At 70.6% G+C, this 24,933-nt stretch carries 22 protein-coding genes; 19 read left to right on the top strand and 3 right to left on the bottom strand.

The features are described 5' to 3' along the window. Positions 1-44 precede the first annotated feature (44 nt). From FHP06_RS09775 to FHP06_RS09710, 14 genes are all read left to right on the top strand, one after another. Entirely contained in the window at positions 45-890 is an 846-nt protein-coding gene (locus FHP06_RS09775; RefSeq protein WP_222706442.1) for an MlaE family ABC transporter permease, read from the top strand. A gap of 10 nt (positions 891-900) precedes the next feature. Then, positions 901-1,767 carry an ABC transporter permease gene (locus FHP06_RS09770; protein ID WP_147686246.1) on the top strand — a complete coding sequence of 289 codons (867 nt, stop codon included), beginning with the start codon at positions 901-903 and terminating at the stop codon, positions 1,765-1,767. Between the two features lie 11 nt (positions 1,768-1,778). Next, positions 1,779-2,585: an ABC transporter ATP-binding protein gene (locus tag FHP06_RS09765; RefSeq protein ID WP_147686244.1), complete on the top strand. Its 807-nt coding sequence runs from the start codon at positions 1,779-1,781 to the stop codon at positions 2,583-2,585. A gap of 3 nt (positions 2,586-2,588) precedes the next feature. Beyond that, entirely contained in the window at positions 2,589-3,812 is a 1,224-nt protein-coding gene (locus tag FHP06_RS09760; protein ID WP_147686242.1) for an MlaD family protein, read from the top strand. 14 nt (positions 3,813-3,826) lie between these two features. After that, a complete protein-coding gene (locus tag FHP06_RS09755; RefSeq protein ID WP_187271874.1) occupies positions 3,827-5,125 on the top strand; it encodes an MlaD family protein in 1,299 nt (432 codons plus the stop codon). 1 nt (position 5,126) lies between these two features. Continuing rightward, entirely contained in the window at positions 5,127-6,380 is a 1,254-nt protein-coding gene (locus tag FHP06_RS09750; protein ID WP_147686238.1) for an MlaD family protein, read from the top strand. After that, entirely contained in the window at positions 6,380-7,684 is a 1,305-nt protein-coding gene (locus FHP06_RS09745; RefSeq protein ID WP_147686236.1) for an MlaD family protein, read from the top strand. The genes FHP06_RS09750 and FHP06_RS09745 overlap by 1 nt, the downstream gene beginning before the upstream one ends. After that, positions 7,681-8,931: an MlaD family protein gene (locus tag FHP06_RS09740; protein ID WP_147686234.1), complete on the top strand. Its 1,251-nt coding sequence runs from the start codon at positions 7,681-7,683 to the stop codon at positions 8,929-8,931. The genes FHP06_RS09745 and FHP06_RS09740 overlap by 4 nt, the downstream gene beginning before the upstream one ends. Before the next feature lie 7 nt (positions 8,932-8,938). Beyond that, complete coding sequence (locus tag FHP06_RS09735) at positions 8,939-10,234, top strand: MlaD family protein (protein WP_147686232.1); 1,296 nt, start codon at positions 8,939-8,941, stop codon at positions 10,232-10,234. Next, positions 10,231-12,492 (top strand): MMPL family transporter, encoded by a 2,262-nt coding sequence (locus tag FHP06_RS09730; protein WP_147686230.1) that lies wholly within the window; start codon positions 10,231-10,233, stop codon positions 12,490-12,492. Before FHP06_RS09735 ends, FHP06_RS09730 begins: the two co-directional genes overlap by 4 nt. 19 nt (positions 12,493-12,511) lie before the next feature. After that, a complete protein-coding gene (locus FHP06_RS09725; RefSeq protein ID WP_147686228.1) occupies positions 12,512-13,525 on the top strand; it encodes a peptidylprolyl isomerase in 1,014 nt (337 codons plus the stop codon). Continuing rightward, entirely contained in the window at positions 13,522-13,740 is a 219-nt protein-coding gene (locus FHP06_RS09720) for a hypothetical protein (protein WP_147686226.1), read from the top strand. Before FHP06_RS09725 ends, FHP06_RS09720 begins: the two co-directional genes overlap by 4 nt. A 27-nt stretch (positions 13,741-13,767) precedes the next feature. Further along, a complete protein-coding gene (locus FHP06_RS09715; protein WP_147686224.1) occupies positions 13,768-15,228 on the top strand; it encodes a class I adenylate-forming enzyme family protein in 1,461 nt (486 codons plus the stop codon). 71 nt (positions 15,229-15,299) lie between these two features. After that, positions 15,300-16,487 (top strand): HNH endonuclease signature motif containing protein, encoded by a 1,188-nt coding sequence (locus tag FHP06_RS09710; protein WP_147686222.1) that lies wholly within the window; start codon positions 15,300-15,302, stop codon positions 16,485-16,487. Here FHP06_RS09710 and FHP06_RS09705 read toward each other — a convergent pair whose 3' ends face one another. The 3 genes from FHP06_RS09705 to FHP06_RS09695 all read right to left on the bottom strand — a co-directional run bounded on the left by FHP06_RS09705 (position 16,488) and on the right by FHP06_RS09695 (position 19,667). Beyond that, positions 16,488-17,765, bottom strand: a complete 1,278-nt coding sequence (locus FHP06_RS09705) for a PucR family transcriptional regulator (protein ID WP_147686220.1) — start codon at positions 17,763-17,765, stop codon at positions 16,488-16,490. It lies immediately after the preceding gene. Positions 17,766-17,911: 146 nt separating this feature from the next. Beyond that, on the bottom strand, positions 17,912-18,790 hold the full coding sequence (locus FHP06_RS09700) for a TIGR03619 family F420-dependent LLM class oxidoreductase (protein ID WP_147686218.1): 879 nt from the start codon (positions 18,788-18,790) through the stop codon (positions 17,912-17,914). 22 nt (positions 18,791-18,812) lie between these two features. After that, positions 18,813-19,667 (bottom strand): LLM class F420-dependent oxidoreductase, encoded by an 855-nt coding sequence (locus tag FHP06_RS09695; RefSeq protein WP_147686216.1) that lies wholly within the window; start codon positions 19,665-19,667, stop codon positions 18,813-18,815. Positions 19,668-19,701: 34 nt separating this feature from the next. Here FHP06_RS09695 and FHP06_RS09690 point away from each other — a divergent pair, with 34 nt between their 5' ends. Genes FHP06_RS09690 through cofC form a run of 5 tightly spaced genes read left to right on the top strand, consistent with a single transcriptional unit; the run spans position 19,702 to position 24,837 of the window. Beyond that, positions 19,702-20,514 carry an enoyl-CoA hydratase gene (locus FHP06_RS09690; protein ID WP_147686214.1) on the top strand — a complete coding sequence of 271 codons (813 nt, stop codon included), beginning with the start codon at positions 19,702-19,704 and terminating at the stop codon, positions 20,512-20,514. A gap of 1 nt (position 20,515) precedes the next feature. Next, positions 20,516-21,010 (top strand): nitroreductase/quinone reductase family protein, encoded by a 495-nt coding sequence (locus tag FHP06_RS09685; protein ID WP_147686212.1) that lies wholly within the window; start codon positions 20,516-20,518, stop codon positions 21,008-21,010. After that, positions 21,010-21,702 (top strand): NADPH-dependent F420 reductase, encoded by a 693-nt coding sequence (gene npdG / locus FHP06_RS09680; RefSeq protein ID WP_230973468.1) that lies wholly within the window; start codon positions 21,010-21,012, stop codon positions 21,700-21,702. The genes FHP06_RS09685 and npdG overlap by 1 nt, the downstream gene beginning before the upstream one ends. Before the next feature lie 14 nt (positions 21,703-21,716). Continuing rightward, the gene (locus tag FHP06_RS09675) at positions 21,717-24,212 is read left to right on the top strand and encodes a bifunctional FO biosynthesis protein CofGH (RefSeq protein ID WP_147686710.1); all 2,496 of its coding nucleotides are present in this window, start codon (positions 21,717-21,719) and stop codon (positions 24,210-24,212) included. Further along, on the top strand, positions 24,196-24,837 hold the full coding sequence (cofC, locus tag FHP06_RS09670) for a 2-phospho-L-lactate guanylyltransferase (protein ID WP_147686208.1): 642 nt from the start codon (positions 24,196-24,198) through the stop codon (positions 24,835-24,837). The genes FHP06_RS09675 and cofC overlap by 17 nt, the downstream gene beginning before the upstream one ends. Positions 24,838-24,933 lie beyond the last annotated feature (96 nt).

The following is a 24,933-nucleotide window of genomic DNA, read 5'->3' as shown; positions in this document are numbered from 1 at the left end:
CACCCACGTCGTTGCGTGACGGCATCCGAGGGCGGTGCTGCCCGATGACCGCCACCCAGCCGGCGCCGGAGGAGGCGCGCGCACCGGCCGTCCGGTCCAAGCGCTCGTCCGGCACCATCCGCTCGATGTTCGTCGAGCTCGGCGAGATGGGCGTCCTCGGCGGCCAGGTCCTGTGGATGGCCGTGCGCGGCCCGTGGGACTACTGGCGCGACGCCGTCGACCAGATGTTCCTGATCCTCAAGCAGTGCTGGATCCCGATGGCGGTCTCCTGCACGTTCTTCGGCCTCGGCGCGCCGGGCCTGCAGGGCGGCAACCTCTACAACCTCTTCGGCATGCCGGAGCGGCTCGGGTCGTTCTTCATCATGGCGAGCATCCGCGAGTTCGCCCCCTGGGTGAACGCGATGGTCGTGGCCGGCGTCGTCGGCTCGGCCATCACCGCGGACCTCGGAGCTCGGCGCATCCGCGAGGAGATCGACGCCATGGAGGTCCTCGGCGTCGACCCGGTGCGGACGCTCGTGCTGCCGCGCGTCGTCGCGGTCACGCTCATCACCGGCCTGCTGGACGTCGTGGCTCTGTGCTTCGGCCTGCTGGGCGGCTACATCGCCTCGGTGCTGGTCCTGGGCGCGAACCCCTGGGCGTTCTACAACAACCTCTTCGCGAACCTGACGACCCCGGACATCTGGGGCAGCGTGGTCAAGACGACCATCTTCGGCCTGATCATCGGCGTCGTCTGCTGCTACAAGGGCCTGTACGCCAAGGGCGGCGCCATCGGCGTCGGCCGCGCGGTGAACCAGGCGGTCGTCATCGCCTTCGCGATGATCTGGGTCGTCAACGTCGTCTTCACCAACATCCTGCTGGGCCTCAACCCCGACATCCAGGTCTTCAAGTGAGGGGGCGGCGATGACCATGACCGAGGACGGGACACCCCGTCAGGACCGCCTCGCACCCCCTCAGCCCGAGGACACGGTGCTCAGCGCCCGCAGCGCGCTGGAGTCCGTCAAGAGCGCCCTGCGCACCGGCGGCGAGATCCTTGTCTTCTCCGCCCAGGTGACGCGCAGCCTCCCGGAGGTCCGCACGCACTGGGCCGAGGTCGTGCGTCAGGCAGCCGTCCTGATCCTCTCCAGCGGCTTGATCATCTGGAGCATGCAGTTCGTCATGGGGACGATGTGCGGCACCGAGGCGATCTACACCACGAAGCAGGTCGGCGCTCCGATCTACTCGGGCATCTTCAACGCCTGGTGCGCCGTGCGCGAGCTCGTCCCCTACATGTGGGGCTACATCCTCGCCGCGAAGGTCGGCTGCGGCCTGGTCGCCGAGATCGGCTCGATGAAGATCTCCGAGGAGGTCGACGCGCTCGAGGTCATGGGCGTCGACTCCCGCAGCTACCTCGTCGGCACCCGCGTGGTCGCCGCCTGGATGGCGATGCCGTTCCTGTACGCCGTCAGCCTCGGGATGATGTCGCTCGGCGAGATCCTCGTGACCGTCTACTACGTCGGCGGTGTCTCACCCGGCGGCCACATGTTCATCTTCTGGCTCTATCAGAACCCCGCCGACTATCTCTTCTCGATGATCAAGGGCATGACGATGGGCACCGCCATCGTGTTCGTGGCCTGTTACTACGGCTACACCGTGCGTGGTGGCTCGGTCGAGGTCGGCAAGAACACCGCCAAGTCGATGATCCTCAACATGGTCCTGATCCACCTGATCGGGGCGCTCGGAACACAGCTGTTCTGGGGGTTGTCTCCCAACGCCCCGATCGGAAACTAGGAGTCCCTGAGATGAGCGTGGAGCTGGAAACCGCGACCACCGACCAGCGCCCGGCCGGCAACGGCGTGCACTCGATGGAGGTGCGCGACGTCCACAAGTCCTTCGGACCGTTCGACGTGTTGACCGGGCTGAACCTGAACTTTGTCGACGACGCGATCACCACCATCCTGGGCCCCTCCGGCACCGGCAAGAGCGTGCTCATCAAGCACCTCGTCGGGCTGCTGGAGCCGGACCGGGGCGAGGTGCTCATCCACGGACAGAACATCTGGGGGATCTCCAAGCAGGAGCGGTACGAGCTGCGCAAGCGGTTCGGCGTGCTGTTCCAGGACGGCGCGCTGTTCGGGTCGATGAACATCTTCGACAACGTCGCGTTCCCGCTGCGGAAGCACACCGACACGTCGGAGTCCGACATCGCCGACATCGTCATGGACAGCCTGGCCGAGGTCGGCCTGGAGCAGGCGGCGTCCAAGCTGCCCAGCGAGATCTCCGGCGGCATGCGCAAGCGCGCCGGGTTCGCCCGGGCGCTCATCCTCGGGCCGGACATCGTGCTCTTCGACGAGCCGGACTCCGGCCTCGACCCGGTCCGCACGAGCCTGCTCAACGACGTCATCCTCGACATGCACTCGCGGCACAAGGGCACCTACCTCGTCGTCACCCACGACATCCGCACCGCCCGGAAGGTGAGCGACTACGTCGGGGTGATCTGGAAGGGCAAGGCTGTGCACTACGGCGAGGCCGAGGCGGCCTTCAACTCCCCGGACCCGTTCGTGCGGCAGTTCCTGTCGGGTGAGTCCGCCGGCCCGCTGGGGATGGACTGACGCATGCCCAAGATCATCACACTGGTGGTGGCCTGCTGCCTCGTCGGCGGAGCCGCCCTGGTCCGCTCGGGCTCCGACGACTACCGGGTCTCCATGGTGCTGCCGAACGCCAACAACCTCTTCGAGGGCGGCTCGGTCATGCGCAACGGGTACGAGGCCGGGTCGATCTCGAGCATCGAGGTGGAGGACGGCAAGGCGAAGATCGAGGTCGACCTCGACACGTCGTACGGCCGGCTCCACGACGGCGCCAAGGCCGAGGTCGTCTGGAAGGCGGCCCTGGGCGAGCGGCTGCTCCAGATCCACGACGGCCCGGAGAAGAACGCCGAGCTCCCGGACGGCGCGATGCTGGCCGGGGTCCAGGCGGAGCCGGTGGAGCTGGACAAGGTCCTCGCCGCGCTCGACGCCCCGACCCGCAAGAAGCTCAACTCCCTCACCGACCGCCTGGCCACCACGCTGGACGGACGGGAGAAGCAGGCGAACGCGTCGCTGGAGTCGGCCGGACCGGCCGTGCAGGCGCTCGGTGCCGTGCTCCGCGAGGTCGGCACCGACGGCACGGCCATCAAGCAGCTGGTCACCCAGCTCGACAACACGATGACGATCCTGCAGCGCCGTGACCGGAGCATCGCGCAGATCGTCGATGACCTCGGGGCCACCACCGCCGCGACGGTGACCGAGCGCCAGGCGCTCGGCGAGACGCTGGATCGGCTGCCGGACGTGCTCGACGAGGCCGAGAACACGCTGGGCCTCGTCCCCGACACCGTGGACGCCACCGTTCCCCTCCTGGAGGACCTGGACCCGGCGACCGACCGCCTGGCCTCGGTCTCCAAGGACCTGCGCCCGCTGCTGCAGGACCTGCGTCCGGCCGTGGCACAGCTGCGGCCGACGCTCGGCTCGCTGGCCCGGCTGCTGGGCTGGACGCCCGACCTGATGGACACGGGCAGCAAGACCCTCCCCGAGGCGAACAAGGCCCTCACCTCGCTCACGCCGGTGCTGGACTTCCTGCGTCCGTACACGCCCGAGGTGGCCGGCTGGGCCACCAACTGGGGCTCGGCGGCCGGCAACTACGACGCCAACGGTCACTACACCCGGTTCTACGTCCAGGCCGGGCTGGAGTCCGCCATCGGCGTCGGCATGAAGGGCCCCGGCGTGACCCAGAACCTCACCCCGAAGCCGGGGCAGCCGGTCGGTCAGCCGTGGGAAGACGCGTACGGAAGCGAGATGCGATGACGCCGAGGATGCGAGTGCTGACCACGGGAGTCGCGGCGCTGCTGGTGGCGGCGGCCCTCGTGCTGGGGGTCCGCGAGATCGGCGGCGACGACGGCACGAAGGTGGTCGCCGAGTTCACGTCGGCCGCCCCGCTCGTCGAGGGCAACCAGGTCAAGGTCGACGGCGTCGTCGTCGGCACCGTGAAGAAGCTGGCGGTCCGCAAGGGTCACGCCGAGGTCACGATGTCGCTCGACCGAGCCGCGATGCCGCTTCACGACGACGCCACGTTCACGATCCGTCCGGTCAGCCTGCTCGGCGAGCGCTACGTCGACATCGACCGGGGCACGGCGGGCGCTCCGACGCTCGACCTGTCCGCCCGCGTCCCGGTGAGCCGGACGGCCTCGAACGTCGGACTGGACGACGTCCTCAACACGTTCGACGACCCCACTGGCAAGGGCATGGGTGCGCTCGTGACGACGCTCGGGTCGGGGCTGCGCGGCAACGGCAAGAAGGCCGACGCCGCCCTCACGTCGCTCGCCCCGAGCATGCGGGAGACCGAGAAGATGGCCGCCGTCCTCGCGCAGCACAACGAGCTGCTCGGGTCGCTGATCGAGAACGTCGAGCCGGTCGCGAAGGCGCTGGCCACCGACGACGGCAAGGCGATGGACAAGATCGTCGACTCGGCCGACGAGCTGCTGGCCGCGTCCAGCGCCCAGCAGGAGGACCTCGACAAGACCCTCCAGCGCCTGCCGAAGACCTTGGCGTCGGCCCGCTCCACCCTGGATCACCTGTCCGGGACCGCCGAGCAGACCACGCCGACGCTCGAGGGCATGCGACCGCTCACCGACAGGCTGCCGCAGATCTCGAAGGAGCTCACGGCCATGTCGGACGCGCTCGACCCGGCGCTCGCGACGTCGCGACCGGTGCTCGAGCGGGCCCAGAAGCTGCTCGACGTCGCGACCCCGGCGGCCGACGACATGCGCAAGGGCGGCCCGGACCTCGCGACCGCTGTGGGCTCGACCCGCCCGGTGGTGAGCAAGGTGACGGCCAACCGGGAGAACCTATTCAACTTCATCCGGTACTGGGCGCTGACGACCAACGGTCACGACGGCCTGTCGCACTACTTCCGCGTCAACGCGTCGATCAACACCGCGATGCTCACGGGCCTGGTGCCGGTGAGCAAGCCCAAGGCGTCGAGCCAGCCGGAGGCGGCGCCGTCGACCCAGAAGCCCCTAGCCGGCCTGCTCGACTTCTCGGGCACGTCCGACGGACCCACCGGCCTGGAGAAGAAGCAGGAAAAGAGTCTTCTCGGATTCCTGTTCGGAGGTAACTGACGTGCTGTCCTCGAAGCAGACCCCCTTCATCGTCGGGGTCGTGATGATGGCCCTCTTCGGGGTGGCCGTGCTCTTCGGCCTGAACGCCACCCACGGGTCGCCGCTGGCCGAGCGCAAGGTCGTGAAAGTCGTCTTCGCCGACATGAACGGCTTGAACCCCGGCGACGACGTCCGGGTCGCCAGCACCCGCGTCGGCTTCGTCGACGACATGAAGCTGCAGGACGGCCGCGCGGTGGCGATCCTCAAGCTCGACGACCCGGACACGGTCGTCCACCAGGACGCGACCGCCCGCATCTCGGACCGTTCCGGGCTCGGCCAGAAGTTCGTCAACCTCGATCCGGGGACGAAGGCCGCCGGCGAGCTCGCGTCCGGAGCCACCCTGCCGGTGAAGCAGACGATCGGCGCGGAGGACATCAACGAGCTGTTCAACACGTTCGACAAGAAGACCCGCGACGCGGCCTCCACGACGCTGACCAACTTCGGCGGCGGCATGGTCGGACACGCCGACGACATGCACGCAGCAGTCGGGAGCGCCCCCGGCCTGCTCGACGACCTGAGCACCGTGTCGTCGACCCTCGCGAAGGACGACGGCTCGTCGCTCGTCGGGTTCCTGCGGGCGGCCGACACCCTGTCCGCCCGGTTCGCGGACCGCGATCAGGAGATCGCTGACCTGACCCGTCAGTTCGGCACCACGCTCAAGGCGATGGGCGTCGACGAGGCCGAGCCCTTGAAGAACACGCTGAAGGAAGGGCCGTCGACGCTCGACGCCACCAGGACGGCGCTGGACTCGCTCAACAAGCCGCTCGCCGACACCGAGTCCGCCATGACCAGGTTGCGTCCAGGCGCGACAGCTCTCGGCGACTCGGTCCCGGACCTCCGCGGGCTGCTGCGGGAGTCGGTGAAGCCGCTGCGCCGCATGCCGGACGTCAACCACCAGGCCGAGCCCGCCGTGGAGGACCTGACCGGGCTGATCGACGACGCCCGGCCGCTGGCCCGTCAGCTCGTGAAGACCGGCGACTCGGCGGCCCCGCCGGCCTCGATCTTCGGCCAGTACTCCGACGAGATCTCGAACTACTACACGCAGACCACGGACACCTTGTCCCACGGCGACAAGGCGGGGCACTGGCTGCGGATCATGATCCTGCCCGGCATGGAGTCCGTCGCCGGCCTGGCGCTGCCCGTGCCGCGCAACCCCTACCCGGGTCCGGGTGAAGCCGCGCTCGACAAGTCGCGCGCCAACGGAGGGATCCGCTGATGAAGCGCCGTGGCACGCCCAAGCGCCGCCGTCTGTCGACGCTGCACTGGGGCACGATCTTCGTGGGGCTCTCGCTGATCGCCGGCATCGCCCTGTTCCAGAAGCAGGCCATCATCACGGCCGTGAAGCCCGGCGACACGATCACCGTCGAGTTCACCGACGCGCACCGCCTTCGCGCGTTCGTCTCCGACGCGAAGATCGCCGGCGTCGACATCGGCGTGGTCAAGTCCGTGCACCGCAACGACGACGGCATCACCGAGGTCCGCCTCGAGGTCGAGGGTGACTCGCTGGACGCGATGGGCAAGTCGCCGTCGGCACGGATCCGGCCGGCCACCCTGCTGGGCGGCAACTACTACGTCGACATCGTGCCCGGCGGGCTCCGTGGCAGGTTCCACGGCACGATCCCGCACTCGCGGACGAACCTGCCGGTCGAGCTCGACGCCGTGGCCGCGGCCATGCCGGAGGGCGCCCGCGAGGGCATCCGCAGCAGCGTCAGCGACCTGGACGACACCCTCGACACGAAGGGGTCCAAGGCGCTGCGGAAGCTGGTCTCCGACGCACCCGACACCCTCGAGCCGGCCACGGGCGCCATGACCGCCATGCAGGGCACGCGGCCCAAGACCGACCTGCGCAAGCTCGTCGGCGGTCTGGAGTCGACCGCGCGCGTCCTCGCGGCGAAGGACCACCAGCTCGACGGCATCGTCACCGACCTGGCGTCGACGTCGTCGGTGCTCGCGGCACGGCGGGACGACCTCCGCACGTCCACACGGGTCATGCCGGAGACGCTCGACGAGACGATCGGGATGATGCAGGACCTGCGCGGGACGCTGGACAACCTGAAGAGGACCGCCGGTCCGGCGCGAGATTCCGTGCAGGAGCTCGACGACCTGCTCGAGAACCTCGGACCGGTGGCCGAGGAGGCCCGACCGGTCGTGGCCTCGCTGCGCACCGTCCTGACCGACGCCAACCCGGTCATGAAGAATTTGGTGCCCACGACGCAGGACCTCACCGGGACGGTCGACAACCTGCGCGGGCCGGTCCTGGACCGGGTCAACGGACCGATCATGAAGACCGTGAAGTCGCCGTGGCACGGCACCGGCGACTACGCCGGCGGTGGTGCCGACCGGCCCTTCTACAAGGAGCTCGCCTACATGGTGTCGAACCTCGCCCAGGCCAACATGATGGACAACAACGGCTCGGCCATCAGCTTCATGCCGGGCGTCGGGCCGGGCTCGCTGGCCGGACTGCCGATCAGCCTCGAGCAGCTCTTCACCGGGATCGCTAAGCAGGGTGAGCAGCGATGACGACACTGACCCGCGGTGTCGGGCGGTTCTGGGAGCGAGCGCGCAGCGAGCCCGGGCTGGGCCGCAACCTCATCGCCATCGCCGTCCTCGTCCTGCTCGGTGCGATCTTCGCCGGCTACTTCCTCTCGCACGAGCGCTTCAACCCGCCGTGGGAGAACAAGTACTCCGTGATGGCCACGTTCGACGAGGCTCCGGCCGTCAGCCCGGGCAACGGCCAGGAGGTCCGCATCGCCGGCGTCAACGTCGGTGACATCCGGTCCGCCTCGGTGTCCAAGTCCGGCGAGGCCGTCCTCGAGCTCCGGATCGAGGACAAGTACCCCGTCTACGACAACGCGCGGGTGGTGCTGCGGCCCAAGAGCCCGCTCAACGACATGTACGTCGAGGTCAATCCGGGCACCCCGGACGGCAAGAAGCTCTCCGACGGCGACGTGCTGCCGGTCGCCAACTCGGTCGCTCCCGTCCAGGTCGACGAGGTGTTGTCCCACCTCGACGAGAACGCCCAGGCGGGACTCACCTCGCTGCTCGCGGAGTCCGACGTGGCCCTCGCGAACGCCCCCACCGAGCTGCCCAAGGGCCTGACGGCCACCGACGAGGTGCTGAAGAAGCTCAAGCCGGTCATGGACCAGCTGGACGCGCGCCGCGAGAAGCTGGCTCGGCTCGTGACCGCGATGTCCGAGATCTCGACCGCGACCGGTGGCAACGACAAGCGCCTCACCCGGTTGGCGACGTCGCTGCAGAAGACGCTCGGCACGGTCGCGAAGCAGGACGGCTCGCTCGACGCGTCGCTCGCCCAGCTGCCTGAGCTCTCCACCGAGCTGCGCCGAGCGTCCACGAGCGTCGCCGCGCTGATCGGCCAGCTCGACCCGACGCTCGACGACGTCCGCGACGCCAGCGACGAGCTCCCCGACGCGCTGTCGCGCTTCGACGAGTCCGTCGACGAGCTCGACGGGTTCCTCGACGACGCCCGTCCCGTGGTCAACAAGGCCAAGCCGGTGGCCGCGGACCTGAAGCCGGCCTCGTACGACCTGCGGCGCCTGATCGGCGACCTGCGGCCGATCACGAAGGACCTGCAGCCCCTCACGAAGGGCCTGCTGCCGTACCTCGACGACCTGTCCGCGTTCGTCTACAACACCAACTCCGTGGGCAGCCTGCGCGACGCCAACCGCGGCATCCTGCGCGGCCAGTTCTCCATCGCGCCCGAGTCCATCCCCGTGAAGCTGAAGTCGTCCCTGCAGAAGGGACGGTGAGGACGCCATGCGAATCCCGTACACCCTCATCCCCGTCGTCCGCGGCGTCGTGGTGGCCGCGTTCGTCGCCCTGTGCGCCGCCATCCTCGGGTTCCTGTGGACCAACGCCGGCGGCCGGATCCCCTTGGTCTCCGACACCGGCTACCGCGTCGACGTGACGCTGCCGGACGTCGACAACCTCGTGTTCCAGTCCGACGTGCGCATGGCCGGCGTCAACGTCGGCAAGATCGAGGAGATCACCACGCACGGCTCGAACGCCCGGGTGACGCTCGAGCTGGACGACGACGTCGCCCCGCTGCACGACGGCGTCACCGTCACCGTGCGGAACAAGACGCTGATCGAGGAGACGTACCTCGAGGTCGTCGACGGCAAGGGCGATCGCATCGAGGCCGGCCGCGCGCTGCCGGCCGGCACCGGCCGCCCGAGCGTGCAGCTCAACGACGTCCTCACCAGCCTCGACGCCACCGCCCGCGAGGACCTGGCGAGGACGATCCAGTCCAGCGGCCTGGCGACGAAGGATCGCCAGGACGACGTCGACGCCCTCGTCCGGGGCCTCGGCGACCTCGGCCGCGACGGGAGCGGCGCGCTCGACGCGCTCGCCGACCAGTCCGAGGACCTCGAGTCCGTCACGAAGCGGGCCACCGCGGTCCTCCAGGCGCTCGACACCCAGCAGGGCCGGATCGTGCAGCTGACGAAGGACTCGGACGCGCTCACCGAGACGATGGCCGACCACCGCGCGGACCTCAAGGCCCTGATGCAGCGGCTGCCCTCCTTCATGCAGACCACCTCGGACGCCAGCGACGCCCTGAGCGAGCTCTCCAAGCCGCTCGGCGCCGTGGCGGCGAACCTGGACCGCGGCTCCGGCGACCTCAGCGCGGCGCTCGAGGAGCTGCCCGCGACGACCTCCGACCTCCGAGGCCTCCTCCCGGCGCTCGACCGGGTCCTCAAGCTGTCGCCGGCCACCCTCGACCGGGTGCCGAGGTTCACGGACGCGGCCGAGCCCGCGATCGGCACCTTCAAGACGAACCTTGCCGACCTCAACCCGATGCTGGCGTACCTCAAGCCGTACGGCCGCGACATCGTGTCGTACTGGACCAACCACGCGCAGTACGCCCAGGGGTCCGACCCGAACGGCAACATCGCGCGGGTCAAGACGATCGTCGGCCTCAACTCGTTGAGCCTGCCGCTGAACCTCAGCCCGATGACGCAGTTCAACCCGTACCCGGCACCGGGCATGCACAACGACCCGCAGGAGTTCTCCGGCACCTATCCGCACGTCCGTCAGGACCCCGTCCCGAGATGACGCGGCGCGGACTCCTCCTGGCGGTCGGTGGCCTGACGACGCTCGTGCTCGTCGTCGTCGGGCTCGCACGTCTCGACGTCGAGACCGGGGTCGACGCGTTCGTGCCCAGCGGCGATCCCACGACGCGGGCCACCGACGAGGTCGCGAAGTCCTTCGGTGGCGACCCGATCGTGGTCCTGCTGGAGTCGAGGAAGCCGTACGACCTGCTCTCCGACGAGAACCTCCCGCAGCTGCTCCGCCTCGAAGGTGAGCTGGCGCAACTGCCCGACGTGGCAGCGCTGTACGGACCCGCCACGGTGCTCAACCAGGTGGCGGGCCAGGCCCAGACGCTCCTGGCCGAGCTGTCGGGGTACCGCGACGGGCTGCGCGGGAAGGCCGTCGCCGCCGCGCAGAAGAAGGGCGCCTCGGCGAGCGAGGCCGAGGCCGCGGGCCGTCGCGCCACCGCGAAGTTCGACGAGCGGTACGCGGACCTGCTCGCCGGCGGGCTTCCGGGCGGGCTGCCGACGCTCCACAACCAGACGTTCGTGCGCAAGGTCGTCTACAACGACACCGGCCAGCCGCGGCCCCAGTGGGACTTCGTGGTGCCGGCCGAGGACGCGGTGGCGATCCTCGTCCGCCCGCGCGAGGGCGCCGACCAGCACGCGCTGGAGCACCTGGTCGAGTCCGTCGAGTCCACGGTCGACGACTCCGGAGTGAAGGCCCAGGACGTCACGGTCTCCGGCGTCCCGTCGGTCATCACCGCGCTCGGGCACCAGGTGCGCACGGAGGTACCGGTGCTCGGCGGCGCGGCGCTGCTCGCCGTCGGCGGCTGGTTCGTCCTCATGTCCTGGACCCGGCGCCGGCTGCGGCTGCTGCCGCTGGCGACGACCCTGGTCGGCACGTCGATCACGCTCGCGCTGGCGGGCTGGCTGTCGATCCCGCTCACCTTGGGCGTCGTCGCGTTCCTGCCCGTGTTGCTCGGCATCGGCAGCGACTTCATGACCTATCTGCACCGACGCGCGGGGGAGCGGGTGGTGGTCGCCGCGGCGGCCGCGACCGCGGCGAGCTTCGGCGCCCTCGCCGTCGCGCCCCTGCCGGTCGTCCGCGACCTCGGCATCGCCCTCGGCTTCGGCGTGCTCGTCACGCTGGGCGTGAGCCTGCTAGCGCACCGATGGCTCCGGCTGCCCGACTACCCTGCCGAAGGCCCGCGCCCGGCAGCGTCGGGCCGAGCGCCGTCCCGTGGCGTGCGCCTGAGCGCTGCCGTCGTGGCCGTGGCCATCGCGGCCGCGGGATGGGCGTCCCTCCCGCACCTCCCGCTGACGGCGGACTTCCGGTCCCTGGCCTCGGACCTGCCGGCCTTCTCCGACGCCAAGCACGTCGAGAGCGTGATGGGGTCGTCCGGCGAGGTCGCCGTGACCCTGACCGGCGACGACACCGTCTCCCAGGCGAGCCTCGCCTGGATGGACCGGGCCGAGCAGACGGTCGTCGCGGCCCACGGCGACGAGATGCGTCCGGTGGTGTCGCCCGCGTCGTTGCTGTCGTTCCTGGGCAGCGACCCCACGGCCGGCGAGCTCGAGGCCGCGATGCGCCTCCTGCCCCGGTACCTGACCAGCAGCGTCATGCGCTCGGACCAGAAGATGTCGATCCTGTCGTTCGGCGTGCGCCTCGACGACGCCCAGGAGCTCCAGGCCCTCCGCGACGACGTCCGCCGCATCCTGCCCACCCCGCCGACGGGGCTGCGCGTCGAGGTGACCGGCCTCCCGATGGTCGCGGTGTCGAGCTACGAGGCGTTGTCCGAGCGCCAGTACCTGACCGCCGGGCTGGGCATCGTCGTGGCCGGGCTCGTGCTCCTGATCGGCCTGCGCCGCCGGACCGACGCGGTCCTCGCCGTCGCCTCCGCCGTGCTGGCCACCGGGTTCGTGCTCGCCGGCATGCGGCTCGTCGGCGCCGGCCTGAATCCGCTCACCGCGGCCGTCGGGTCGTTGGCGGCAGCGGTGGCCTGCGAGTTCACCGTGATCCTGCGCGAGTCGGTGAGCCGGGGCGACCGCCGCCTCGGACGAGCGGTGACGCTCGCCGCCGTCGCCTCCGGGATCGGGTACGGCGTCCTCTCCTTCTCCCACCTGTCCGTCATCTCCGAGTTCGGCATGCTGCTCGCCGTCACCGTCGGCGCTGCTCTCGGCGCGTCCCGGTTCGTCGTCTGGCTCGCCCAGGACTCCACCGAGCCGACGGACGTGGTGCGGATGCCGGAAGCCGTCCCCGAGCTGGTCGGCGCACGATGAGCATGATGAGGTCATCGCGATGAACAGACACGTCAGCAAGCTTCCGCTCGTCGCCCTGGTCGTGGCGGTGGTCGCCGCCACGGTGGGCGGTGTCGCCGCGAGCGCCGACGACTCCTCCGTCCCCGACGGTGCGGCCTTCGTCGTCGGCAAGGACGTGGTCACGGTGGAAGAGCTCGACGAGCGGATCGACGCGCTCCGGGCGCTGTACGGCATCGTCCCGCCCAAGGCCGGCAAGGACCTCGAGACGTTCCGCCGCGACGCCGCGAAGTCCGTCGCGGTGAGCATGATCCTGGACCGGCAGGAGGCGAGGCGGGGGATCCGCATCTCCGACAAGCAGGCCCGCGACGCCCTCGACCGCTACATCGCCGAGCAGTTCGGCGAGGGCGGGCGCGAGGACTTCGTCCGGGCGCTCGGCAACGTCGGGACGTCCGAGCAGGACGTCCTCGAGGAGCTCAAGCGGCAGCTCGCGGTGCAGCGGCTCATGAAGGACGTCATCGGCAGCGTCTCGATCAGCGACGCGGAGCTGGCAGCCGAGTTCGAGCGCCGGAAGGCCGAGCTCGGCGTCCCGGAGCGACGCACCGTGCAGAACATCGTCGTGGCCGACGAGGCCGGGGCGAAGTCCGCGCTCGACCGCCTGGAGAAGGGCGAGTCGTTCCGTGCCGTGGCCGCCGACGTCAGCATCGACGAGAGCACCAAGGACAAGGCGGGTGAGCTGGGGGCCGTCGCCCGCGAGCAGCTGGAGCCGGCCGTCGGGCGCGCGGTCTTCGGCACCTCCAAGGGCGATTACTACGGCCCGGTGGAGGGACAGTTCGGCTGGAACGTCGGCACGGTCACCGCCGTCGCGAAGCCCAAGCCCGCCGACTTCGCCCGCGACGGTGCGGCGTTCCGCACGCAGCTGGAGGCCGAGACGAGGGACGACCGCTGGACGTCGTGGCTGACCGCCCGGATCCGCGCCGCCGACGTGCGGTACGCCGACGACTACCGCCCCGCGCATCCTGACGCTGCGCCCACCGAGTCGGTGCCGGCCTCATGACCGAGGCGTTCGACGTCGTCACCTGCGGCGTGGTGGCCGTCGTGCTGGGCGCCCTGGGTCTCTGGGGCCGCGCCAACGCCGAGGCGCTCGTGACCAAGGCCCTGCCGTCCGAGGAGCGGGAGCACCGCGAGAACGTCCTCCGCCGCGGCGCCGTCACGTGCCTCGCCGTCGCCGTCCTCTTCACCGCGGCCGGCGTCCTCCTCCTGCTCGACTGATCCCCTCGATGAAAGGTGGTACGGACCATGTCCGACCTCGGATACCTGCCCTGGCTGCTCGCGGAGCGGTGCGGCGACGACCCTGCCGTGCGCGACGACGACACCGAGCTGAGCTTCGCCGAGCTCGACGCCAGGACGAACGCCGTCGCGACGCAGCTGCGCGAGCTCGGCTTCGGCCCCGGTGACGTGCTGGCCGTCATGCTGCCCAACCGCGTCGAGCTCCTGCTCGCCGTGTTCGCCGCCTGGCGGCTCGGTGGCACGGCGACGCCGGTGAACCCCGCCTTCACCGTGTCGGAGGCCGGCCACCAGGTGACCGACGCCGGCGCGAAGCTCGTGGTGGCGCAGGACGACTCGCTGGGGCTCGGCGTCCCGGTGCTCGCCGTGGGTGACCTGCGCCGCGAGACCGACCAGACGGTCGCGCCGCACCCCGCGTCGCCCGACGGCGTGGCGCTGCTCGTCTACACCAGCGGCTCCACCGGGCGTCCGAAGGGCGTCATGCTCACCCACGCCAACCTCGACGCCATGACGTCGAGCATGGTGGAGCACCTGTCGCTCACGTCGGACGACCACTGCCTGCTGATCCTGCCCTTGTTCCACGTCAACGCGGTGGTGGTGAGCGTGCTCTCGCCGCTGCGAGCCGGCGGCCAGGTGAGCATCGTGAAGTCGTTCTCGCCGTCGACGTTCTTCGACCACGTCGAGCGCCTCCGCCCCACCTACTTCTCGGCCGTGCCCACGATCTACGCGCTGCTGGTCTCGCTGCCGGAGGAGGTCCAGCCGGACACGTCCTCGCTGCGGTTCGTCGTCTGCGGCGCCGCCCCGGTCACGCGGGAGCTCCTGGAGGCCTGCCAGGACCGGTTCGGCTTCGTCATGGTCGAGGGGTACGGGCTCACCGAGGGCACGTGCGCGTCGGCCTGCAACCCCATCGACGGCGTCCGCAAGCTCGGCACCGTCGGGCCGGCGCTGCCGGGGCAGCAGATCCGCGTCGTGTCACCGGAGGGCGAGGACGTGCCCACGGGTGAGACCGGCGAGGTCCTGATCTTCGGCCCGACCGTCATGCGCGGCTACCTGAACCAGGAGGAGGCGACCGCGGAGACGATCGTCGACGGGTGGCTGCACACCGGCGACGTCGGCCGGCTCGACGAGGACGGCTACCTCCAGCTCGTCGACCGGGTGAAGGACATGATCATCCGCGGTGGCGAGAACCTGTACCCCAAGGAGATCGAGACCGTCCTGGCCGAGGTCGAGGGCGTCCTCGAGGTCGCGGTCGTCGGCCGTCCGGACGACGTGATGGGGGAGGTGCCCGTAGCGTTCGTCGTGACCTACCCGGGGGCCACCACCACGACCGAGCAGCTGCTGGACCACTGCCGCACCCACCTCACGCGGGTGAAGGTCCCGGCCGACATCCAGATCGTCGAGGCCTTGCCCAAGAACCCGGTCGGCAAGATCGACAAGCCGGGGCTGCGCGCGGGGTTGACTCCGGTGTCCTGACTGGAATTTCAGGCGAAAAAGGCGCGTGGGTCCGTTGCCAACGGGCGGTCATATGGGATAGAATCGAACACATGATCGAGACTGACCGGCTCAGCGAGCTGACCCGGTCTCGAGCGGTCGCCGAGGCGGCCGAGTGGGCCGGGATGCTCCAGTACTCGATCGACGAGGAAGCCCGGGTCAACGCGACCGACCTGTCGCCGTTGGCGAAGCAGGCGAACGTCGCCGTGATCACGATGGAGATCGGCACCGCGATGGGGCTGTCCGAGGGCCAGGTGCACCGCCGGCTCTCGGTGGCACGTCGGGTCCGTGACGGCGCGCCGTTGACGTGGCTGGCGTTCCGCGACGGGCGGGTGGACGCGGTCCGGCTGATGATCATCTCCGACGGGATCGAGAAGCTGAAGCGCGACGCGTCGATCGTCCGGCTCGATCAGCGGGTCGTGACGTACGCCGAGACCCACACCACCGCCCAGCTGCGCCAGTGGGTGCGCCGGTTCATCGCCCGCGTCGAGCCGGACGAGCACGAGAAGCGCGCCGAGGACGAACGGAAGACCCGGCGGGTCGACGCGTTCCACGGCGAGGACGGCATGGGGCTGCTCGACGCCAAGCTGCCGTCCTACCTGTTGGCGGCGATCGACAAGCGGTTGACGAAGGAGGCCAAGGCCTTCGGTACCGACGACCCCCGCACCCTCCAGCAGCGCCGTGCCGACCTCCTCGCCGCCTGGCTCACCACCAACGAGACCGGCGAGCCCGCGATCCACGCCGACATCGCCGTCACCATCCCCGCCGCCTCCCTCGCCGGAGTGAACGACGACCCGATCGTCGCGGCCGACGGATCCTGGGTCATCCCCGCCGCCTGGATCACCGACCTGGTCGCTTCCGGGAACACGCTGTGGCACCGGATCATCACCGACCCGGCCGGCCACACCCTCGACCACGCCTACCTCGGCCGCTACGCCCCCGAGATCCTCAAGAAGGCCATCGCCTTCCGCGACGCCACCTGCCAAGCACCCGGCTGCACCACACCAGCCGACGAGTGCGACATCGACCACCGCGAACCACACCCCGACGGACCGACAGCCGGGTTCAACCTGTGGGCCCTCCACCGACGACACCACGGCATGAAGGGCCACAACGTCCTGAGATGGGTCCTACCCTCCGGACGCGAGATCCCGATCGAGAAGGCCGCCCATTCACCGCCGCTCGGCGACGTCTCCTGGATGGAGCACCGCCTCGCCGGGTTCATCGTCGATCCGGGCTGATCACGGACCGTTCAGCGTCCGCACGCCCAGCCAGCGGCAGGCGGTCAGAGCGAGCTCGATGTCGAGACGGTCGTCGGCGACCTTGCGGCCGAGGACCTTCTCGGCGCTGGTCACGCGGTACTTCACCGAGTTCTTGTGCATGACCATCGTCGCCGCGGTGGCCGTGTAGCTGCCGTCGTTCTGCAGGAACGTCAGGAGGGTGTCGCGAAGACGCTCGTGCTGCTCGTCGTCGATGAGGAGGTCGCCGAGGAGGGACCGCACCCAGGCGCGCATGCCGACCAGGTCGTGCGACAGCAGCGCCACGGCACCGACGCCCCGGTCGCTGAAGCTGACCACGTGGTCAGCCGGGTCCGAGCGCAGCACGCCGACCTGCTGCGCGGCGCGGGCCTCGAGGTGGGTCTGCCGGAAGCCCGACGGACCGGAGTGGACGGTGCCCAGGGCGACCGACAACTGGGGCTGGGACTTCTGCCGGGCCGCCTCGCGCAGCTCGGCGTCGGTGGGTGCGGTGTTCCCCATGGGGATCCACGCCCAGGCGCTCACCCGGTCCTGCGCGATCACGAGCGGCGACCCGGCGCCGATGCGCTCCGCGATCGTGTTGACGCAGCGGGAGAAGTGCATCATCACGTCGGGAAGGGTCTCGTTCTCGTCGGCCCAGACGATGACGCCGAGGTGCGGCACCCGCAGGCGATAGCCGAGCGCGGTCTCCAAAGCCTCGTCGTCGCTGATCTCGCCGTCGATGAGCTGGTTCACGCTCTGGAGGCGGCTGGCGTTGCGCTCGGCGAGCCAGTTGTCGCGCTCGGCTTCGTAGACCGTGACCACGCGTTGGGAGATCCAGTCGATGTAGTCGAACGCCCAGGCAGCGATCTCCTCGTACGCCGCGGCGCGGACGTCGGTGTAGACGTCGAGCTTCGCCGACTCGGCGTAGGCCTGCTCCATGAAGTGCTGCTGCCCGAGCCGGTACGCCCGGACCAGGGCGTTCACGGGGACGCCGCGCTGGGCGAGCCGGCGGGCGTACTCGTAGGCGGCCGACGGCGGCTCGATGCGCTCGAGCGGCACGTCGTGCTGCAGCGCCTGGAGGATGTTCTCCACGTTGCCGGCGATGCTCGACCCGAGCATGTCCACCAGCCGCGGGTCGCCGTCGAGCTCCTGGATCCTGGTCGCGAGGACGTCCCGCATCGACGCGGTGATCTCCGCGAGCCGGTCGAACATGTTCGCCGAGACCTCGGCCACGTGCCGGCGGACGTCAGGGCCTTGGGTGAGGCTTGCCGTTGACTCCACGCGCGACCCCTCCGCCCGACTTGCAGGATGCTCCGCACATCATAAGCAGACCTACGCCCGCCGGGGGAGGCCCTGTCCACGGCTTGGAGCGCGACGGTCGAGCCCGGTCTCATCGGTCGTGGCGCTTGCGGACCGCGCCCTGTCGGTCAGGGATTGACCTTGGCGATGACCTTCTCGGCGAACTTCTCCAGGTGCGCGATCTTGGTGTCGAGCGGCTCGGGGTCCGGGCCCTTGATGTAGGGGTAGCGGAAGCCGACGATCGCGTCGGTGACGCCGCGGTCCTCGAGGCGCTTGCAGCCGTCGACGTCGTAAGCGTCCATCGAGATCACGTGGATCTCGAACGGCTCGTTCTCCACGCCCTCCTCCTTGCGGATGGCGTCGAGCCGGTCGAGGAGCTGATCGAGGTCCTCGTTCGGTCCGCCGCCGTGCATCCAGCCGTCGCCACGGCGTGCCGCGCGACGCAGCGCCGCGTCGGAGTGGCCGCCGATCAGGATCGGGATCGGCTCGGTGGGCGCGGGGGTCTGCGTGATCGGCTGGATGTCGTAGAACTCGCCCTTGAAGCCGAACTCGCCGCCCGACGTCAGGCCGCGCAGGATGTCGATGCACTCGTCGAAGCGCTTGCCGCGACGGGCCCACGGGACGCCCATGACGGCGTAGTCCTCGGGCCAGGGGGAGAGGCCGACGCCGAGGCCGAGGCGGTTGTTCGTGAGGTACGCGACCGACGACGCCTGCTTGGCGACGAGCACCGGTGGGCGGATCGGCAGCTTCAGCACGAACGGGGTGAACCGCAGCGTCGTGGTGACCGCGCCGAGCCAGGCGCAGAGCGTCATCGTCTCGATGAACTCCTTGCCCTCGAGGAACTCCCGGTTGCCGTCGTCGGTGTACGGGTAGCTCGCGTCGGACTCGCCGGGGTAGATCACCGAGTCGGCCACCGTCATCGACGTGTAGCCGGCTGCTTCCGCGGCCTGGGCGAGCGGGGCGTAGTACGTCGCGTCGGTCATCGCCTCGGCGTAGGTGAATCGCATGACGCCAATACTAGAACGTGTTTCAGTTTTGCGGAACCGCCAGGCCCAGTCGGCCGGCCAGGCGGTCGAGGTAGGCGAGCACGCCCGCCTCGTCGACGTCGGGGACGCCCCACATGAGCTCCGACGCTCCCGCAGCGGTCCAGTCGGCGAAGTCCTCCTCGGTCGGCTTCTTCGCGACGAGCACGCGGATGTCGGGCTCGCCGTCACGGCCGGCGTCGGCCCACTCCTGTCGCAGCACGTCGGCCCACTGGGCGGTGCTGTCCTCACGCGGCGTCGTCATCCACCCGTCGGCGTGCCGGGCGATCCACGTCATCGTCTTCGGGCCGCCGCCGGCGCCGATGATCACCGGGATCGGCCGCTCCGGCTTGGGCCAGGCCCAGCTCGGCCCGAACGACACGAACTCGCCGTCGTAGGCGGCCTCCTCCTGGGTCCAGAGTGCGCGCATCGCCTCGAGGTACTCCTTGAGCACCGTGCGCCGCTTGGGCCCGGGCACGTGGTGGTCGTCGAGCTCGTCGGTGTTCCACCCGAAGCCGGCGCCGATGGTGACGCGCCCGCCGGACAGGTGGTCGAGCGTGGCCAGGGTCTTCGCGAGCGTGATCGGGTCGGACTCGACGGGGAGGCAGACCGCCGTCGAGAGCCCGATCCGCTCGGTGACCTCGGCGCAGGTGGCAAGCGTGGTCCACGGATCGAGCGTGCGCATGTACCGGTCGTCCGGGAGCTCCTCGCCGCCGGTGGGGTGCAGCGCCTCCCGCTTCACCGGGATGTGCGTGTGCTCGGGCACGTAGAACGTGTCGAAGCCGCGCTCCTCGGCCGCGCGGGCGAGGGTCGCCGGGCGGATGCCGCGGTCGGAGGTGAAGAGGACGATTCCGTTGCGCATGACAGCACTCTAGAACGTGTTCTAGTCTCGTGGGATGTTCGTCGAGGTCGAGCGGCCCGCTCCTGGCGTCGCCGTCGTCATCCTGAACCGGCCCGAGCGACTCAACGCGATGGCCTTCGACGTCATGGTCCCGGTGCGCGATCAGCTCGTGGAGCTCGGCCGCGACAACGACGTCCGCGCGATCGTCCTCACCGGGGCCGGCGGGGCGTTCTCCTCCGGCGCGGACCAGAAGTCGGCCGGCAAGCCGCCGCACGCGGACGGACTCCCGCGCCCTGCGTACGCCCTGCGATCGATGGAGGTCCTCGAGGACGTCGTCGCCACCCTCCGCCGGCTCCACCAGCCGGTCATCGCCGCGGTCGACGGGGCCGCCGTCGGGGGCGGGCTGTGCCTGGCGCTCGCCTGCGACATCCGGATCGCGTCTCCCACCGCGTACTTCCGGGCCGCCGGCATCAACAACGGCCTCACCGCCAACGAGCTCGGGCTGAGTTACCTGCTCCCGCGGGCGGTGGGCACCAGCCACGCTGCCGACCTGATGTTCACCGGCCGCGACGTCGACGCCGACGAGGCGCTGCGGATGGGCCTGGTCTCCCGTGTCGCCGACCCCGTCGTGGACGAGGCCGTCGCGATCGGCGAGCGGATCGCCGGGTTCTCCCAGCCGGGCATCGAGATGACGAAGCGGTCGCTGCACGCCGGCATCGCCGCCGGCTCGCTGGAGAGCTACATGCCGGTGGAGGGGATCGGCCAGCTCTACCTGCGGATGCTCACCGACAACTTCGAGGAGGCCGTCCAGGCCCGGGCCGAGGGCCGGGACCCGGTCTTCCGCGACGACCGTGACGGAGGGATCTGACGTGGGACGTTTCGCCCTGCCCGAGGAACGACCGCCGGGCCTCGACGCCCCGCTGACCGCCAAGCTCATCCGGCTCGGCTCGAAGGCGCAGGCGCGCGTCTTCCGGCTGACGAACGGACGCATCGGCCGGAAGTGGCGGATCGGGGCGGGCTTCAAGAAGCCGGTGCCGACGCTGCTGCTCCGGCACGTGGGCCGGAAGTCCGGCAAGCACTTCCACACGCCGCTCGTCTACCTCGAGGACGGCGCGAACATCGTCGTCGTCGCCTCGCAGGGTGGGCTGCCGTCGAACCCGCAGTGGTACCGCAACCTGCTCGCGACGCCCGAGGTCTGGATCGACCTGCCTGGCGAGCGCGGCCGGCCGGTGCGGGCGCACGAGGCGGACGCTGCCGAGAAGGCCGCGTTGTGGCCGAAGCTGATCGACCTCTACGCCGATTTCGACAAGTACGACGCCTGGACCGAGAGGTCCATCCCGGTCCTGGTTCTCGAACCGCGATGATGGATGCCGTGACGACTGACGAGATGACCATCGGTGTGCTCGGCGGGACCGGGGCCCAGGGGCGGGGACTCGCCCTGCGCTGGGCGGCGTCCGGCCTCGACGTGGTGCTCGGCTCCCGCGACGCGGAGCGCGCCGAGCAGGCCGCGGCCGAGCTGAACGAGACCCTCGCCGGCGTCGAGGGCGCCGCCACCGTGCGCGGGGCCGCGAACCGCGACGCGTCCGAGGCGGCCGACGTCGTGCTGGCGGCCGTCCCGTTCGACGCCCACGAGAAGACGCTGACCGACCTCGTCGACGTGCTCGACGGCAAGATCGTCATCGACTGCGTGAATCCGTTGGGGTTCGACAAGCAAGGTCCGTTCGTCCTGCCGGTCGAGGGCGGCAGCGCGGCCGAGCAGGCGCAGACGCTGCTCCCCGGCTCGCGGGTCATCGGCGCGTTCCACAACGTGTCCGCCGTCATCCTCGGCGACCTCTCGATCACCGACGTCGACACCGACGTCCTGGTGCTGGGCGAGGACCGCGACGACGTCGCCGTCGTGGTGGAGCTGGCCGACCGGATCCCCGGCATGCGTGGTCTGTTCGGCGGCCGGCTGCGCAACGCGGCCCAGGTCGAGGCTCTCACCGCGAACATCATCGCCATCAACCGTCGGTACAAGACGCACGCCGGGATCCGGATCACCGGGCAGGGGCTGTGACGGCTGAGCGCGAGATGACGGGCCGGGAGGTCGAGCGCGCGGTCACGCGCGCCGAGCACGGCAGGAGCATCGACGTCGCCGAGGCCACGGCTCTGCTCGCGGCCCGCGGCGAGCAGCTCGACCGCCTGATGGCCGTCGCCCGCCGGGTGCGCGACGCCGGGCTCGCCGACGCCGGCCGTCCGGTCGTCGTCACCTACTCCCGCAAGGTGTTCATCCCGCTCACCCGGCTGTGCCGCGACCGGTGCCACTACTGCACGTTCGTCACCGTGCCGGGCAAGCTCGAGGCGCCGTTCCTCTCGCCCGACGAGGTGCTGGAGATCGCGCGTCAGGGCGCGGCGATGGGCTGCAAGGAGGCCCTGTTCACGCTCGGCGACCGGCCGGAGGATCGGTGGCCCGAGGCGAAGGAGTGGCTGGCCGAGGCCGGCTACGACTCGACGCTGGAGTACGTCCGTGCGATGGCGATCCGCGTGCTGGAGGAGACGGGGCTGCTGCCGCACCTCAACCCCGGCGTGATGAGCTGGGCGGAGATGAACCGGCTCAAGTCGGTGGCGCCGTCGATGGGCATGATGCTGGAGACCACGTCGCGGCGCCTGTTCGAGGAGAAGGGCCAGCCGCACTTCGGCAGCCCGGACAAGGACCCCGCCGTCCGTCTGCGCGTGCTGGAGGACGCCGGCCGCCTGAACGTCCCGTTCACCACGGGCATCCTCGTCGGCATCGGCGAGACGCTCGAGGAGCGAGCCGAGAGCATCTTCGCGCTGCGCCAGGTCTCCCGGGAGTACGGGAACGTGCAGGAGGTCATCGTCCAGAACTTCCGGGCCAAGCCCGACACGGCGATGCGGCACACCGACGACCTTCCGCTCGACGACTACCTCGCCGCCATCGCGACCACGCGCGTCGTGCTCGGGCCGTCGGCTCGGGTGCAGGCGCCGCCCAACCTGGTCGACCTGGCCGAGTGCCGGGCGCTGCTCGACGCGGGGGTCGACGACTTCGGTGGCATCAGCCCGCTGACCAGGGACCACGTGAACCCCGAGCGGCCGTGGCCGCAGATCGAGACGCTCACCGCGCTGTGCGACGAGGCCGGCTTCGAGCTGCGCGAGCGGCTGACCGCGCACCCGTCGTACCTCGCCGAGCCCTGGCTCGACCCGCGGCTGCGGTCGCACGTCGACGCGCTGGTCAGTCCCGACGGGCTCGCCGATCCTGCGGCGCTGGCGGCCGGGCTGCCCTGGCAGGAGCCGGACGGTGGTTGGGAGACCACCGGCCGCGCCGACCTGCACACCGCGGTCGACGACGAGGGCCGCCGGCAGGACCGTCGCGGCGACTTCGACGACGTCTACGGCGACTGGGCGTCGATCCAGGGACGGGTGGGCGCCAGCGCGCCGGCCCGGCTGGACACGGACATCGCCTCGGCCCTGCGCGCCGCTGAGAACGACCCGAGCGGACTGTCCACCGACCAGGCGCTCGCGCTGATGTGCGCGCCAGAGGGCCCAGAGCTCGAGGCGCTCTGCTCGCTGGCCGACGACCTGCGCCGCGACACCGTCGGGGACGAGGTCACCTACGTCGTCAACCGGAACATCAACTTCACCAACGTCTGCTACGTCGGCTGCCGGTTCTGCGCGTTCGCGCAGCGCCGCACCGACGCCGACGCCTACACGCTCTCCCTCGACGAGGTGGCCGCCCGCGCCCGCGAGGCGGTGGAGGTCGGGGCCACCGAGGTCTGCATGCAGGGCGGCATCGACCCGCAGATGCCCGGCACCGCGTACGCCGACCTGGCGCGCGCCGTGAAGCAGGTCGCGCCCGAGCTGCACGTGCACGCGTTCAGCCCGATGGAGGTCATGAACGGGGTCGCGCGCACTGGCCTGTCCCTGCGAGAGTTCCTCGTCTCCATCAAGGAGGCCGGCGTCGACTCGCTGCCCGGCACCGCAGCCGAGATCCTCGACGACGACGTCCGCTGGGTGCTCACCAAGGGCAAGCTGCCTGCCGCGCAGTGGCGTGAGGTCGTCACCACGGCGCACGACGTCGGGCTGCCCACGACGTCGACGATGATGTACGGCCACGTCGACCACCCGCGGCACTGGGTCGACCACCTGAACGTGATCGCCGGCATCCAGCGCGAGACGGGCGGCTTCACCGAGTTCGTGCCGCTACCGTTCGTGCACCAGTCCAGCCCGATCTACCTCGCCGGCGTCGCCCGACCCGGACCGACGACGCGCGACAACCGGGCCGTCCACGCGATGGCGCGGATCATGCTGCACGGGCTGATCGACCACATCCAGTGCTCGTGGGTGAAGCTCGGCCCGGACGTCTGCACCCAGGTGCTGAACGGCGGCGTCGACGACCTCGGCGGCACGCTGATGGAGGAGACGATCAGCCGCATGGCCGGGTCCACCAACGGGTCGCGGAAGTCCACCGACGAGCTGGAGCAGATGGCCCGCCTCGCCGGCCGGCCCGCCCGCCAGCGCACCACGCTCTACGGGACGGTCGAGGAGGCGCAGCGTGTCACGGTCGCCTGAACGAGTCGCCGCCGTCGTCCCGATCCGGTCCTGGACCACCGGGAAGTCCCGGCTCGACCTCTCCGACGCGGACCGCGAGGCGGTCTCGCGGGCGTTCGCGCTCGACGTCGTCGACGTCCTGCTGGCCGGCGTCGATGCTGTGCTCGTGGTCTCCTCCGACGAGGACGTGCGCGCCTCGCTCGACCAGTGCGTTCTCCTCGACGACCCCGGCACCGGACTCAACGACGCGGTTGCCGCGGGGTGCAAGCAGGCCGTCGCCGACGGAGCCGACCGCGTGGTCGTCGTCCCGTCCGACCTGCCGTGCCTCACGGCCGACGCGCTGACGGAGGTCCTGCGGCTGGCCGAGGAGCACGTGCACTCCTTCTGCACCGACGCGGACGGCGACGGCACCACGCTCGTCGTCTCGCGTGAGCCGCTGGAGCTGGTGACCTCCTACGGCGTCGGATCGGCGGGAGCCCACCGCGCGGCCGGTCTGGTGCCCCTGCCCGCACCTGCGGCCGCGCGTCGTGACGTCGACACGGTCACCCACCTCCGCGAAGCCGAGGCGCTGGGCGTCGGGCCGCGCACGAAGAATCTGCTGGACGTCCTTTCGACAAGCTCAAGGACCGTGTCCTCGCCTCAGTGACCGAGGGGCTCGGTGGTCGAGTGCGCCCGCGAGCGCCAGCGACGTCGGCTGGGGGCACCTCCCGCGGGCCTGCCCGTGGGGGAGATCGAGACCACC

The organism is Aeromicrobium terrae, from assembly GCF_008039565.1.
Classification (GTDB): Bacteria; Actinomycetota; Actinomycetes; order Propionibacteriales; family Nocardioidaceae; genus Aeromicrobium; species Aeromicrobium terrae.
Note: the sequence above shows the minus strand (reverse complement) of the source record. Positions and strands in the feature narration are given on the sequence as shown.

What these genes read in the sequence shown, in the direction of transcription:
- FHP06_RS09740 (WP_147686234.1), top strand. Translation starts at nt 7,681, where the DNA reads ATGACGACACTGACCCGCGGTGTCGGGCGGTTCTGGGAGCGAGCGCGC.
- FHP06_RS09720 (WP_147686226.1), top strand. Translation starts at nt 13,522, where the DNA reads ATGACCGAGGCGTTCGACGTCGTCACCTGCGGCGTGGTGGCCGTCGTG.
- FHP06_RS09690 (WP_147686214.1), top strand. Translation starts at nt 19,702, where the DNA reads ATGTTCGTCGAGGTCGAGCGGCCCGCTCCTGGCGTCGCCGTCGTCATC.
- FHP06_RS09675 (WP_147686710.1), top strand. Translation starts at nt 21,717, where the DNA reads ATGACGGGCCGGGAGGTCGAGCGCGCGGTCACGCGCGCCGAGCACGGC.
- FHP06_RS09735 (WP_147686232.1), top strand. Translation starts at nt 8,939, where the DNA reads ATGCGAATCCCGTACACCCTCATCCCCGTCGTCCGCGGCGTCGTGGTG.
- FHP06_RS09770 (WP_147686246.1), top strand. Translation starts at nt 901, where the DNA reads ATGACCATGACCGAGGACGGGACACCCCGTCAGGACCGCCTCGCACCC.
- FHP06_RS09775 (WP_222706442.1), top strand. Translation starts at nt 45, where the DNA reads ATGACCGCCACCCAGCCGGCGCCGGAGGAGGCGCGCGCACCGGCCGTC.
- FHP06_RS09700 (WP_147686218.1), bottom strand. Translation starts at nt 18,790, where the DNA reads ATGCGATTCACCTACGCCGAGGCGATGACCGACGCGACGTACTACGCC.
- FHP06_RS09695 (WP_147686216.1), bottom strand. Translation starts at nt 19,667, where the DNA reads ATGCGCAACGGAATCGTCCTCTTCACCTCCGACCGCGGCATCCGCCCG.
- FHP06_RS09745 (WP_147686236.1), top strand. Translation starts at nt 6,380, where the DNA reads ATGAAGCGCCGTGGCACGCCCAAGCGCCGCCGTCTGTCGACGCTGCAC.
- FHP06_RS09715 (WP_147686224.1), top strand. Translation starts at nt 13,768, where the DNA reads ATGTCCGACCTCGGATACCTGCCCTGGCTGCTCGCGGAGCGGTGCGGC.
- FHP06_RS09730 (WP_147686230.1), top strand. Translation starts at nt 10,231, where the DNA reads ATGACGCGGCGCGGACTCCTCCTGGCGGTCGGTGGCCTGACGACGCTC.
- FHP06_RS09725 (WP_147686228.1), top strand. Translation starts at nt 12,512, where the DNA reads ATGAACAGACACGTCAGCAAGCTTCCGCTCGTCGCCCTGGTCGTGGCG.
- FHP06_RS09765 (WP_147686244.1), top strand. Translation starts at nt 1,779, where the DNA reads ATGAGCGTGGAGCTGGAAACCGCGACCACCGACCAGCGCCCGGCCGGC.
- npdG (WP_230973468.1), top strand. Translation starts at nt 21,010, where the DNA reads ATGGATGCCGTGACGACTGACGAGATGACCATCGGTGTGCTCGGCGGG.
- FHP06_RS09760 (WP_147686242.1), top strand. Translation starts at nt 2,589, where the DNA reads ATGCCCAAGATCATCACACTGGTGGTGGCCTGCTGCCTCGTCGGCGGA.
- FHP06_RS09710 (WP_147686222.1), top strand. Translation starts at nt 15,300, where the DNA reads ATGATCGAGACTGACCGGCTCAGCGAGCTGACCCGGTCTCGAGCGGTC.